This is a genomic window from Shewanella sp. SM21 (genome assembly GCF_025654335.1).
Lineage (GTDB): Bacteria > Pseudomonadota > Gammaproteobacteria > Enterobacterales > Shewanellaceae > Shewanella > Shewanella oncorhynchi.
In genome coordinates this window covers 149,116-162,443 of the sequence record NZ_JAKKRL010000003.1, presented here as the reverse complement: position 1 = coordinate 162,443, position 13,328 = coordinate 149,116, and the positions used below count along the sequence as shown (strand labels likewise).

At 44.3% G+C, this 13,328-nt stretch carries 13 protein-coding genes and 1 pseudogene; 7 read left to right on the top strand and 7 right to left on the bottom strand.

Annotated features, from left to right (window positions below; all coding sequences use genetic code 11):
* Nucleotides 1–3 precede the first annotated feature (3 nt).
* A complete protein-coding gene (locus tag L5L94_RS04910; RefSeq protein WP_006085903.1) occupies nt 4–684 on the top strand; it encodes an amino acid ABC transporter permease in 681 nt (226 codons plus the stop codon).
* Entirely contained in the window at nt 677–1,402 is a 726-nt protein-coding gene (locus tag L5L94_RS04905; protein WP_106649618.1) for an amino acid ABC transporter ATP-binding protein, read from the top strand. Before L5L94_RS04910 ends, L5L94_RS04905 begins: the two co-directional genes overlap by 8 nt.
* Nucleotides 1,403–1,881: 479 nt before the next feature.
* On the opposite strand, the gene L5L94_RS04900 is transcribed toward L5L94_RS04905, so the two are convergent.
* The 3 genes and pseudogenes from L5L94_RS04900 to L5L94_RS04890 all read right to left on the bottom strand — a co-directional run bounded on the left by L5L94_RS04900 (nt 1,882) and on the right by L5L94_RS04890 (nt 4,025).
* On the bottom strand, nt 1,882–2,619 hold the full coding sequence (locus L5L94_RS04900) for a hypothetical protein (RefSeq protein ID WP_263161578.1): 738 nt from the start codon (nt 2,617–2,619) through the stop codon (nt 1,882–1,884).
* Nucleotides 2,620–3,222: 603 nt separating this feature from the next.
* Nucleotides 3,223–3,582, bottom strand: a complete 360-nt coding sequence (locus L5L94_RS04895) for a DUF6547 family protein (protein ID WP_263161576.1) — start codon at nt 3,580–3,582, stop codon at nt 3,223–3,225.
* Nucleotides 3,583–3,659: 77 nt separating this feature from the next.
* Nucleotides 3,660–4,025 (bottom strand): annotated as a pseudogene (locus L5L94_RS04890) (glyoxalase superfamily protein).
* A 162-nt stretch (nt 4,026–4,187) separates the two neighbouring features.
* Here L5L94_RS04890 and nfsB point away from each other — a divergent pair.
* The 3 genes from nfsB to L5L94_RS04875 all read left to right on the top strand — a co-directional run bounded on the left by nfsB (nt 4,188) and on the right by L5L94_RS04875 (nt 6,887).
* Nucleotides 4,188–4,841 carry an oxygen-insensitive NAD(P)H nitroreductase gene (gene nfsB / locus L5L94_RS04885; protein WP_219233801.1) on the top strand — a complete coding sequence of 218 codons (654 nt, stop codon included), beginning with the start codon at nt 4,188–4,190 and terminating at the stop codon, nt 4,839–4,841.
* Between the two features lie 333 nt (nt 4,842–5,174).
* Nucleotides 5,175–5,819 (top strand): DNA-J related domain-containing protein, encoded by a 645-nt coding sequence (locus tag L5L94_RS04880; RefSeq protein ID WP_131524261.1) that lies wholly within the window; start codon nt 5,175–5,177, stop codon nt 5,817–5,819.
* A gap of 312 nt (nt 5,820–6,131) precedes the next feature.
* The gene (locus L5L94_RS04875) at nt 6,132–6,887 is read left to right on the top strand and encodes a DsbA family protein (RefSeq protein WP_263161569.1); all 756 of its coding nucleotides are present in this window, start codon (nt 6,132–6,134) and stop codon (nt 6,885–6,887) included.
* A gap of 106 nt (nt 6,888–6,993) precedes the next feature.
* Here L5L94_RS04875 and L5L94_RS04870 read toward each other — a convergent pair whose 3' ends face one another.
* Both L5L94_RS04870 and hemG read right to left on the bottom strand, forming a co-directional pair.
* Complete coding sequence (locus L5L94_RS04870) at nt 6,994–7,521, bottom strand: cytochrome b/b6 domain-containing protein (protein ID WP_263161931.1); 528 nt, start codon at nt 7,519–7,521, stop codon at nt 6,994–6,996.
* 107 nt (nt 7,522–7,628) lie between these two features.
* The gene (gene hemG, locus L5L94_RS04865) at nt 7,629–8,150 is read right to left on the bottom strand and encodes a menaquinone-dependent protoporphyrinogen IX dehydrogenase (RefSeq protein WP_113939252.1); all 522 of its coding nucleotides are present in this window, start codon (nt 8,148–8,150) and stop codon (nt 7,629–7,631) included.
* A gap of 476 nt (nt 8,151–8,626) precedes the next feature.
* Here hemG and L5L94_RS04860 point away from each other — a divergent pair, with 476 nt between their 5' ends.
* Complete coding sequence (locus L5L94_RS04860; protein WP_263161566.1) at nt 8,627–9,835, top strand: MFS transporter; 1,209 nt, start codon at nt 8,627–8,629, stop codon at nt 9,833–9,835.
* 143 nt (nt 9,836–9,978) lie between these two features.
* Nucleotides 9,979–10,818 (top strand): TIGR03899 family protein, encoded by an 840-nt coding sequence (locus L5L94_RS04855; RefSeq protein ID WP_028761753.1) that lies wholly within the window; start codon nt 9,979–9,981, stop codon nt 10,816–10,818.
* A gap of 102 nt (nt 10,819–10,920) precedes the next feature.
* Here L5L94_RS04855 and cysC read toward each other — a convergent pair whose 3' ends face one another.
* A complete protein-coding gene (cysC, locus tag L5L94_RS04850) occupies nt 10,921–11,538 on the bottom strand; it encodes an adenylyl-sulfate kinase (protein ID WP_105251589.1) in 618 nt (205 codons plus the stop codon).
* A 64-nt stretch (nt 11,539–11,602) separates the two neighbouring features.
* Nucleotides 11,603–13,327, bottom strand: coding sequence for an SLC13 family permease (locus L5L94_RS04845; protein ID WP_263161563.1), 1,725 nt, complete (start codon nt 13,325–13,327; stop codon nt 11,603–11,605).
* Nucleotide 13,328: the final 1 nt, after the last annotated feature.

Genomic DNA, 13,328 nt, shown 5'->3' with positions numbered 1-13,328 from the left:
AGCATGATAGACGCAATTAATACCTCGCTGTTTAGCCCGATTGGCGAAGATGGCATGATAGGCATACTGCTGATATTAAATGGTTTGAAAGTGACGTTAATCGTCACTTTCTTCGCCATGTTATTAGGCGCAGTGTTAGGCATTGGCACCACCTTTATGAAGATGTCGTCTAAGTGGTATATCCGCTTCCCCGCCAATCTTTATGTCGGTGTGATCCGTGGCACCCCAGTAGTTGTGCAATTAGTGATCCTTTACTTCATCGTGCTTTCTGCCTTAGATGTCGATAAGATCACTGCCGCCATTATCGCTTTTGGTCTCAATAGCGGCGCGTATATTTCTGAGATAATCCGCGCAGGGATTCAAGCCGTTGATAAAGGTCAAACCGAAGCGGCCCGTTCACTTGGCTTGTCCCAAGCAATGACCATGAAGTCGATTATTCTGCCCCAAGCGATTAAGAATATTCTGCCCGCACTTGGTAATGAATTTATCGTGCTCCTCAAGGAAACCGCCGTCATTGGCTTTATCGGTGGTGTTGACCTTATGCGCGCCGGTGAAATCATCCGTAGCCGTACCTTCGAGGACAGTGTGCCCTTATTTACCTGCGCCCTTATTTACCTATTCCTGACCTACAGCTTCACATTTGTGCTGTCGAAATTTGAAAAGAGGTTGAAACAAAGTGATTAAAATAACCAACCTGCATAAAAACTTCGGCGATAACCAAGTGCTCAAGGGCATTAGCGAGCATATTCGTCAGGGCGAAGTAGTGAGCGTGATCGGTCCAAGCGGCAGTGGCAAGAGTACCTTTTTGCGCTGTATTAATCTGTTAGAGCAGCCAAGCCAAGGCGATATCGAGATTGAAGGTCAATTGATCACAGCGCCAAACGCCTGCGTAGATAAACTGCGGCAAAAAGTGGGCATGGTGTTTCAAAACTTTAACCTGTTCCCCCATAAAACCGTCATCCAAAACATCACCTTAGCGCCCATTAGTCTAAAACTGATGACGCCAGCTCAGGCCGAGACCAAAGCCCTCGACCTACTGGCACAGGTTGGTTTAAGTGACAAAGCCAATGCCTACCCCGCCAGTTTATCAGGCGGCCAAAAGCAAAGGGTCGCCATTGCCCGCGCATTGGCCATGGAACCAGACTTGATGCTGTTCGATGAGCCAACATCGGCACTCGATCCTGAAATGGTCGGTGATGTATTAGACGTGATGAAAGATTTAGCGCTAAAGGGCATGACCATGGTCATTGTCACCCACGAAATGGGCTTTGCGCGCGATGTATCCGATCGAGTGATCTTTATGGACGGCGGTTATGTAGTCGAATCTAGTCCGCCAGATGAGCTATTCACCCATCCGAAAGAAGCCCGTACCCAAGCATTTTTAAGCAAAGTATTGCGTTAGCTTAAGCGGCTTAAGTCCTGTCCCTCATGCTCACTGTCATGACCTTTATAAGTACGTTCAGTGAGCAAAGGATTCAAATTAGGATCCCAACATTCAACGTTCATGACAAAGACTAAATTAGACAAGTCAGGATACAATCATCTTTCACAACACCATAAAAATTATGTCGTTGAATTAACAGGAGTTGAACTAAAGCTAAATAGCCGTTTATCTGTTCAGGGAGTTTATTGTCATTGTGTCTCCAGCGACACGCCATGAATATGTCCTTATAGGCTCGACGGCGACATCCATGTCGCCAACGCTCACTGGTGACCCAATGCCAATTTTAACTACCAGTTTTGCTATATATACGTAAAAAGCTAGTAGACATAAATAGGTTAGAATTCTTGCTCTAATCTATGATTTTCGAATTAAAATTGCTATGGATTAACACCGCGCTCTGGACAAAGCGCAGCGTAGGTTTGTCCCAGAGCGCCTTGTTATGCGCTTGCCGCTTCACTTAAATCAATCTCCATTGGAATCTGATATGAATTTGTGTAAAGGCTAGCTTTAAATGATGCCCTCGGCTTGATCAGGACTTTTCCATCTTTTACTGAAATTGTACCGACCAGAGGAAATATATCCGATGGTCCCTTAAGATCAACAAACCTTTTAGTGAAAGTAGCACCTGTTTTGTGGTTAATGTATTTTACAAGCCCATGAGATGCTTCGCCATTTGGGCGCAATTTATATGAAACCAGAACCGAATATGACTTAGTATGTTTTGCCTTAACCGGAAGCTCGACCGCAGAACCAAATCTTTCCACCTCGTTTGAAGCAAGCTTGATTTTTTCGGTTTTTTCTATGCTCAACTTACAAAGGTGCTCAAGACACTCAAAGGTACTGCGAATTACAAATTGTTCAAGTTCGGACTCATTTAATGATTTTAATTTCTCAAAATTTACACCACAGTCTATATACCTAAGCCACTTTTCTGGTGTTCTATCGGAAAAAACCATCGAGCCTTCTGGAATAGCATTTGTGTAGTTTACATATAGGTGATCGAATTCTCCGAGGGATAATCCATTTGCACCAAGTATTGTGGCTATACGAGCACCCCAGTAATGAAGCAGCTTAGGAAATTTGAAAAAGCTAGAACAACTCGAAGGTAGACTTTTACCTGTCTCATATAGGGAGTCGCTAGCGTAATACCTAATATCTATTAATGCTTTTTCCATTTATATATCCGATCTCTCTTAACGCATAAGCCGAAAACAGCTGCTGCTTTGTAGTGGATTGTTTTGCGGTAGCGTAGCAAAACAAGGAACGAAAAAGCCATCAGGCTGGTTTGCATTGTTATGTGTTACTCACAGAATGGACAAAATAAGTTGTTCATGAAGTCTAGTGGATCAATATTGCAGCTAGGTAGTAGAACCGTAACTCTACCGTGCTTTTGACATTCTATTTCTTGGAAGCCACCTTCTGCTTTTAAAGTACTTATTTCCAGATCGCTCCAGCCGCACCAAGGGCAACATTTTATCTCAGCTTCAGTGATAGCAGCTATTTCCTGCTCCCAGTTACACTCTCCGCAATGGACTTTACGAATCGTTCTGGCTTCTGTGAGATTTATTACTTTGGGTCTTTCGATCATTAAGATTCCCTTACACATAACGTTGGGTATAAGCGGCTCCGCGTTAGCGAATAATACATCAAGCCATCCATTTTAAACCAACAACATAATGCACTTTTGGTTTGCCTTTAACCAGCGATGGCTTTGTTAAGCAACTGAAATCATTCAGCTGTGCAGGGTGTTCACTGGAAGCAAGATATTCCGATAATACCTATTCTTCTTGCTCCCAATTATCCCCTTCTCGGCGACAAACATAGTCATAGTAAAGGGTGGAACCAAAGGGCTGAAATTCCATCTCAATGCCGTTTTCGTAATACTGACCATTTTCGCAGTCCATTCTGTCATTAAGTCGTACTAAGGCATCATGAATACCACCACGTCTAGCATTAATAAGCATTTTGACGAGAATCTCTCTTTGCTGGACAGTTAGTGACTTTAAGAACTCATTTATTTCTGAATTTTCCTGCTTGTTTGGATAGCTCCCTTCTTGCAAGACCCATTTTTCAAATACTCCATCATGTAACTGAGCAAACTCATCAACAAAGCTTTTCCACAATTCAACTGAACTCATTTTTTCTCCTGAGAGCATAACGCAGTGCCCATCCGCGTGAACTTGTGAATGCCGCGGGTCTCGAATGCCTCACTCTGTTATGTGTCTGCAGCTTCATTAAACAAAATCCTGTTTGAAAACGGATCTGTTACAGTAAAGCAACGATCGCCCCAAGGCGCATCTTCAATACTAGGTTAGTTGTATTTATATGGTTTAGAAGTCACATGAGCAAACAATTGATCAAGTTCACTCACATTCACAAAAATCTTACAGCCAGGAGTACAGTCGCCTGAATGTTCACTCAAGTGCAAAACAAAATTGCCAAGTGAAACTTGTATATAAATCGGGTAGCCATCCTCAAAGCGATGTTCCCAATCTAATTCCATCCCCAGAAAGCCAAGGTAAAACTCTTTGGCTTTATCTTCATCAAAGATCCGCATAATTGGGATTGTCTGAAACTTCATGCCATCGACTCCATCACACATAAGCTTTGTCTAGTACGCATAAGCACCCAGTTTCAAATTTTTTTTGAAACTAATACCTGCCTTGATCACATTGTTTTTTACTTAAACCTGCTTAAAATGCTGCCATTAAATTTGTATTCCTTAATGATTTGGAGCCGTTACATGAGTGATTTAAGTTTCTTCGCCAAAAAGCGCTACACCACTAAGGCCTTTGATCCAACTAAGACGATTCCTGCGGATAAAATAGCAGAAATCAAAACCTTATTGCAGTACAGCCCATCATCGACTAACTCACAGCCTTGGCATTTTGTGTTAGCGAGTACGGCGGAAGGTAAAGCGTTAGTTGCCCAAGCGACCGAAAACTATGCGTTTAATACCCAAAAAATTCTCGATGCTTCCCATGTACTCGTACTCTGTGCTCGTGCTCAATTAGATGAAGCACACTTACTGCAAGTACTCGAGCAAGAAGCGAAGGATGGCCGTTTTGCTAATGAAGAAGCCAAGCAAGGCCAACATAATGGCCGCTCTTTCTTCGCTAATATGCATAAATTTGAGCTGAAAGATGCCCAGCATTGGATGGAAAAACAAGTCTACTTAGCGCTTGGCACTTTAATGCTCGGTGCAAGTGTATTAGATATTGATGCGTGTCCGATCGAAGGTTTTGATGCCACTAAAATGAATCAAGTCCTAGGCTTAAGAGAGCAAGGTCTAGGTGCCTGCGTGGTTGTAGCCTTGGGTTATCACTCAGAAAATGATTTCAACGCTAAATTGCCTAAATCTCGCTTAGATCAAGAAGTGATCTTCACCGAGATCTAGTCCTTCACTCTATGTGAAAATAATCATGCCCTTGATTTTATGTGATATAAACAAGGGCATCATGTCTAAAACTAGCCATCTCTTAACTGCCTTCCCCTAAAACCTCACTGCTGTTAACGGCTTATTTACGCCGAGAAACCATCTAAAGTAGGAGTAAACCATCACGGTATTGCTCTAAAATTCATCTTTGCCTACACTTTGGCTCTGTGGCATAGTTTGCGGCTCAACTTAGTGAATGATCATTTATCGTCGCCTTTCGAGTCATCTTTGTTGCAGCACAGCGGTTTTATCAGCGCATTGGTAACACTCACAATTTAGGATGGGACAGTCAGTATGTTATTTGCCAAACCCTCACTCACTGAAGAATCTCAATCGATTCGAGTTGCAAACACTAAGGGCGATAACCCACTGATCTGGCCGTTGCTTACGGTTTTACAAGCCTCAAATCAAAGTTGGAAAATCCATCACTTAGCCACTGAATTACAAACCCAAGGGCTGATCCACCAGCTTGATGAAAATCCGGGTAACGATTTATTCAAACGTAACTTCCTACTGATGAACGCCCTGTTTGAACTACAGGAAATATTACTACCCAAGCAATGGCTACAAGTCAAAGCCATGGAAATTCAAATCTTCCGCCTAGTACCATCAAACGTTAACCTGCTGATAATGCAAGATACTTCCCTGCGTGAGTATTACCTCGATTGGAATAACTACGACACCAGCGAAAACGTAGTACGAGAATTACTTGAGGCATTCTGGAGCAATTATAAGAGCTATATTGGCTTAAATATCAATCTGATGAACAAAGGTAACGCGCTGCGAGTTTTCGAATTAGACGAGAGTGCTACCGCCCGTGATATCCGCAAGCAATGGCGTCGTTTAGCGCTCAAATGGCACCCAGACAGGCCCGATGGCGATGCGGCGCGTTTTCGCGAGGTGTGCGAAGCTTGGCAGTCGCTTAGGGATATTGCGTAAGAATTTAGCCTGTGATGATGCAGAACTGGGCTTTAATCAACATGCACCGACTTAGCGATGCGATCCTGTCTACAGTCCTGCCAAATCTAAGGTAAAACTTCCATTGAGATCACAGATTTAGCCTACTAGCTTCATGCCAATTCAGTCATAATTAAGCCTTTCCATTTAACCTGAACCTATGTGTCAACGCTGCCATTTTGGCTAGCTTAACTCCTAGGTTGAAGCTCACTCTATCTCTTATGTTGACCGTTGAATGTCAACGATAACAATGACTGACATTGTGAATTCAATCCCACCGAATTTGAGGAAACTATGATTAAACAATTAGCCTTGGCTGTAACCTTAGCGATTGCACCATTGAGCACCTTTGCCGCCAATTTTGTTGAAGGCACACATTACACTCAAATCTCGACCAAAGCGCCTAGCAGCGAACCAAAACTCACTGAATTCTATTCATTTTATTGCCATAACTGCTTCAATATGGAAACCAACTATTTGCCTGATATCAAGGCGAACCTCAACAAACAGATAAGTTTCGACAATAAGCATGTCGACTTTATGAATAGCGACATTGGCACCGAAGTGATGCGTTCATTAGCCGTGATCCAAAGCGTTGATAACAAAGACGCCTTAACCCATGCCATGTTTACCGCAATCCAAGGTGCAGAGGGCGCAAACGGCCACGATCATAGTGCACCTGGCCATCAGCACGAGCCGCAAATTAACAGCCGTGATGACATCAAAAAAGTCTTCGCCCAATTGGGTGTCGATGCTGCTAAATACGATGAATTAGCCGATAGCAAAAGCACTAATGAAAAGCTTTCCCTGTGGCGCACCCAGCAGAATGAATTCAAAATCGACAGCGTACCCGCCTTTATCGTGAACGATAAATATGCGGTAAATTTAAACAGTATCAAAACCTTAGATGAGTTAATTGGGTTAATTAACTACCTTGCTGTTGAGAAAGATGCCGCCCCCGCTAAAACCTCATCGGGTGGCAGTCTAGGCTGGTTATTTCTAGTCTTCGCCGCCGCAATTGGTGTGACCCGTCAGCAACGTCTTAGCTAATTTAAAACAATCGTTGAAATAAAAAATGGCCTCCAAATTAGGAGGCCATTTTTATGCGTGTTCAATCCAAGCTATCGATATAAGCGCTCAATATGGGTTCTGCAGTTTATTGCCGAATAAAATCAAGAATATGGCTCGCAGCCAAGACGAGATGTAGGACCAAGAAACCAATAAAAGCCTGCGCAAAGACTTGATGATAACCACGCCATGTCAGTGCCGTTGGCGTCCCTTGAACGATAAACCAAACGAGGCCCGTAACCCCTGTAGCCACTAGCAACAGCATGCCGATACCTTCTATGGCACTAAACAGCCCTTTGCCACCAGCGACGGGGAATTTGCCTTTAGCAAGTCCAACAATATCTTGCTTTAACTGTGCCCAATCGCCCGCCAACCAGCCAAAGTATTGGTGCCACTTGCCACGCAAGGTATTACTGAGTAAAAAAAGAATCCCAAGCACAGTGCACGCTAAACCTAAATATACATGCAAATAATCCCAAAAACTGGCGTTATCGGGTATCCGTCGGCCCATAAAAATCCACGGACTGGCACACACGAGTAGGCTCGTCGACACGACAATCCACACATGCAGTTGCGCCATAATGACTCGGCATAAGGAGCGAAGTTTAGTCATCATACTGATCATATTTAATGCTCCTTTGCCCTTGTGACTAAGGCATACATACCGCTTTCAGGGCGCGAATAGAATAGGGCTAAATGAAGCACCGAAATTTGATATCAAGCTTAAGCGTTGTGGATCTGCTCACCAAACTCAGTCACTTTCTGCCAATCCGTGTATTCAACATTGGTAACAGGGTCCGTAGGTCCTTTCGTTAACCACATGATGAAACGGATAATATTTCTATCTAAAGCGTTATAGCCTTGGTAATTCAAGTTACCCCCAAAAACGCGCAGCAATTGTGGCCGCCAAGTGGTTTTACTTAAAAATGCCTGCATGTAAGGATTGGTCTCTGGGGTGTTTTTCTCGGGTTTACGTGCCACTAAGCTGACAGAGAAAAAACCACTGACCTTATCCGTCAATACGGCTTGATGCTTTTCAATAAACTCGTACAAACTTGGGTTATGTTTACCATGGCGAATACTGGCGCCTATGATGATTTTGTCGAACTCAGTGAGCACTGGAGCGGCCTTGATATCGGCAGTAACCACTTCATTCCCCAAAGCCATTAACTGCTGTGCGAGCTTTTTAGCAATCTTTTGGGTCTGGCCGTGAACACTAGAGTAAATGATAAGAATTCTTTTCAATTTAGCCTCGATTAATCCCAAGCAAAATAACAATAAGCGGCCTAGAAAAGACGGTGCAGGCGACTTAATTTCGACTCTCTATGCCCGTTCGGCATATCAAATGACATCACAACGCTCAGACTAAATGCGCTAAAAGTAGCAATGGACACTCAGAGTCATTGGCATTCCAGTGGAATTTAACTTGGTATGCAAAAGTAAAATGACAATTAAGATATTTCATACTAGGTGATTTACCCGCCAATTTACATGAAATAGATCACGGGCTTAGCGCCAAACACCCCAAGTATATGCGGTTGTTTTAACTGCCTCACAAAAATAACGCCTTAGGTATATTCTCGCTTTAGCGTCTTTGTAACCTAGAGAGTTAATTCGCCTAAACATTGTTACAAAATTGAAAGGGATAAGTCACACCTTATATAGCCAACCTAAGAAAAAAGCATTAGCATTTGAACACTTATCGCCTGAGTCCCTTATCCATGAAAGCTATTCAAGCAAAAGATCCTAAAGCACTCTTGCTGTGGATGACCTTTGTTATGTCGCTCGTGTTTGCCGTTTGGCAGGCATTACTCAACAACTTCGTGATTGAGAAAGCCCAATTCACTGGTGCTGAAATCGGCATGTTACAAAGCCTGCGCGAAATCCCCGGCTTCTTGGCTTTTACGGCGATTTTTGTGCTACTGCTCATTCGAGAACAAGCCTTCGCCCTACTCTCGCTCGCCATTTTATGTATCGGCGTAGCGGTAACAGGTTTCTTTCCTCAGGTCATAGGCCTATATCTTACGACTGTGCTGATGTCTGTCGGGTTTCACTATTTTGAAACCATCAACCAATCGCTAACGCTGCAATGGGTCGAAAAAAAAGACGCGGCTGGATTTATGGGGAAAGCACTGGCGTGGCGTTCGGCGGCTGCTTTAGTCGGTTATGCCAGTATTTGGCTAGTAATGACTTGGTTGAAGCTAGACTACCTGCATATGTATTTGATTATAGGCGTATTAGGTCTCATCATTGTACTAACCATAACATGGTATTACCCCAAGTTTGAGACAACGGAAATACAACACAAAAAAATCATACTGCGTAAACGCTATTGGCTCTATTACTTGCTCACCTTTTTTTCAGGTGCGAGGCGGCAAATCTTTATGGTATTTGCGGGCTTTATGATGGTTGAAAAGTTTGGTTATAGCGTCAGTGAAATCACTGCGCTGTTCTTAATCAACTATGCCGTTAATCTACTGTTTGCGCCTGCTATTGGTCGTTTGATTGGACGTATTGGTGAGCGTAATGCGCTTACTGTGGAATATATTGGACTCATCTTAGTCTTTATCAGCTATGCCCTAGTCGAACAAGCCAATATGGCGGCAGCACTCTACGTCATCGATCATTTACTTTTTGCGATGGCAATTGCGATGAAAACCTATTTTCAAAAAATCGCCGACAGCAAAGACATTGCCGCCACTATGTCGGTCAGTTTCACCATAAACCACATAGCCGCTGTGATTATTCCTGTGCTTTTGGGCTTATTATGGTTAACCGATCCTGCCTTTGTATTTTACATAGGGGCGGGCTTTGCCGTATGTTCGTTAATACTAGCGCTGAATGTGCCGCGCCATCCTGAACCGGGTAATGAAACCTTATGGTCTTGGCCAACTAAAAGTGCGACATCAATTGCTAAAGTCGTTAAATAAAACAGCATAATAACGAACCAAATAATTGGCTTAACGAGATGCTAAACTAAAGAGATGATCATCTAAAGTAAGCTACAACCGAATGTAAGAGTTCACTAAACCCTCACCTCAACCACAGTGCAGGCTCAAGGATTAATAACGCGATGAAGGATTCAGATATTTTACTGTTGGCAGAAGAAGGCGAGTCAGCATCCGAGGTATCCGCTCGCAAAAAAGCCCTGCTACTCGGTCGCCAATTAGGGCTCGCCAGTGAGCAAGAATATCGCCCTGCGAACGCCTCAATAGCCGAGCGAGCTCAACATAGAGCACGCAAGTTATCGAGCGAATATCAGGCCAATGTGGAAACCATTTTTGCCTTAGCCCTCAGTTATACCCACTCAGATGTCACTGGGGTCGATCTTGATCCCGATTGGAGCCATCAATTTTTCTTGATGGCGGAACAAATCCATAACCGCAAGATGCAAGATTTATGGGCTCGGATATTGTCGAGCGAGATAGTGAATCCGGGAAACTTCAGTCTACGTACCCTAGCGCTGCTCAAGCAACTGACTCACAGGGAAGCACAAATTCTTGAAAAAGCCCTTGGCATGGCGGCGAAGGTAAATAACGAGCAGCGCCTAAAACTCATCAGTGGCTACCGCTTGTCAGGTGGGATTGGCCAGTATTTCCGTAAAACCACCTCAGTCAATTTAGGCCTATCCCAGTTTGGGCTACCTTATTCCAGTATTTTGACCTTAGTCGATGCGGGAATACTTCACAGCAGTGAGTTCGAAACCGGCCTACTCAATAACAAAACACCGATTCAATTTGCCCTGCAAGGCATACAAATGAAGCTTACGCCCAAGAGCGGTAATCTGCTTTTTAGCTATTATCGCTTAACACCGATTGGTGATGAACTGGCCCAACTAGTACAGCCTAAGCCGGATCAAGAATACTTGAAGGCTCTGCAGCTCTTATTTGCTAAAGACTTTAAAATAGAATAATGCTCACGCCATAAAAAATAATCAATCAATGGTATAAGCAGTAAAACCCAGAAATAACAAAGGAGCCTAAAGGCTCCTTTTAAGCAAGATAAGGGCTAAATGTTAAGCTAGCGCTTTTGCCTTATCGGCATTAATGACATTGATCGCCGTTAAATAATCGATTAATGCACGCACTTGAGTCACTAAATCGCCTTTGCTGGTATCTATGGTTAATTCGGCGGCTAATGGCGCTTCATAAGGTGATGAAATACCAGTGAAATTGCTAATTTCGCCACTGCGCGCTTTCACATACAACCCCTTAGGATCACGCTGCTCGCACACACTCAAAGGCGTAGCTACATGCACTTCAATAAACTGCCCTGCAGGAAAACGGGCACGAATACCATCACGTTCTTCACGGGTCGGGGAAATAAAGGCTGATAACACCACAAGCCCCGCATCCACCATCAATTTAGCCACTTCGCCCACACGACGCAGGTTCTCATCACGGTCTTCAACCGTAAACCCTAAATCTTTACACAGGCCATGGCGCACATTATCACCATCGAGCAAATAAGTGTGGAATCCCGCCTCAAATAACGCCCGCTCTAATGCACCCGCTAGTGTTGACTTGCCCGCGCCAGAAAGTCCGGTAAACCAAAGTAGTACTGGGTTTTGGCCTTTCTGCTCGGCTCTGGCCGCTTGGTCTACAGGATGTTGATGCCACACGATATTTGTCATAAAAACTCCTCAATCCCCATGTTGACTAACCGCTAACATAAGGGCAATAAACTCAAGCTAATCACTAAAATGGAAAGATGATCGGCACCATAAATATCACTATCAGGGAATACAGCACAGATAACGGCAATCCAAGGCGGACAAAGTCACTGAAGCGATAATTACCCGCATTAAATACCATCAAATTGGTCTGATAGCCGTAGGGTGAAATAAAGCTCGCGCTGGCACCAAAGACAACGGCCATAATAAAGGGCCTTGCATCGACACCGTAATTAAGCGCAATCGCGTAAGCGATAGGGAACGCCAGCGCCGCCGCTGCGTTATTGGTCACCAGTTCAGTCAGCAATAAGGTCATTAAATACACGCCGACAAAAGCGCCAAATACCCCATAACCGTTAATAACTGAGAGTAATCCTTGGGCTAAACTGTTCGCAAGGCCAGTACTCATCATCAAGTTGGCAAGCCCTAACGCACTCCCCACGATCACCACTAATTCCAATGGGAAACGGCGTTTAAGCTCAGCCAGTGTGACTGCGCCTATGGCAAAATAACTGAGCAGCAATATCACTAAACCTTTAGCCAAGGGTAATATGCCAGTGACACTCAGGATGATCGTTGCCGCAAAGCCCAGCAATACCCAACGACCACGACGACTGTCTAGACGCACATTCAAATCTAAGCCACTGATCGCTGCAAACTCTGAACTCAGCTTTGCGCTATTGCTAAAACCATCACCTGGCGTCAATAACAACACATCACCGGGTTGCAGAATAATGTCACCGAGTCCGCCCTTCAGCGGATGATTTCCGCGGCGAATGGCCATCACAGCCGCATCAAATTGCTCACGAAAACGCGATGCTTTCAACGAACTGCCCACTAAACTGGATGACGGTGCGAGTACAGCTTCAACTAAATTTTGTCCTTTGGCTTGATGTTTACCAAACCAATCTAAACCATCGAATTGGTGCAATAACTCAACCGATTCCACCGCGCCACTGAAGCGCAGCACGTCGTCCGCTTGCAACACTAACTGGGGCGGCACAGGGCAAATACAAATGCCACTGCGTTCTAATTCAACCAGATATAACTTTTTCAGCGCCCTAAGTTTATTATCCACCACACTGCGACCGACCAAGGACGAACCTTTCGCCACATGGGCTTCGAGCAAATATGGCAGCGCTTCTTCACCTGACTCTTCCCGTCTGTCGGGCAGAATGTTCGCCAGTAAGGTCAGTAACAATATACCCGCGACAACGATCACCACTGCAACTGGCGTAAACTCGAAGAACCCTAAGGCGGGTAAGCCGGCGTTTTCTACAAAGGAGTTCACAATCAAGTTGGTCGAGGTACCAATCAGGGTCAGTGTGCCACCTAAAATTGCCGCATAATTTAACGGCAATAATAACTTAGCCGGCGCGTGTGCCTGATTGCGGCGCACAACACCAATCAGTGATGCTACAACTGCAGTGTTATTGGTAAATGACGACAGCAAAGCCGTCGAAAAACCGAGCTTTGCCATTGTCATAGGCAAAGAACTATTGCCTATGACTTGACTCAACTTTCCCAGCAGGGACGTTTTTTCTAACGCCGTCGCGGCCAACACCAACAGGACAAGTGTGACTAAGCCAATATTGGTAAAGCTTGTTAATGCGGTATCGAGCGCAACCATGCCCAAGAGATAACAGAGCAAAAATGCAAATAAAAACAATACCGCTGGGTTGATACGGCCGCTAATTAAGCCAGCCACAAGCCCTATCAAAATAATCGCTAATTGCCACAAGTCACTCACA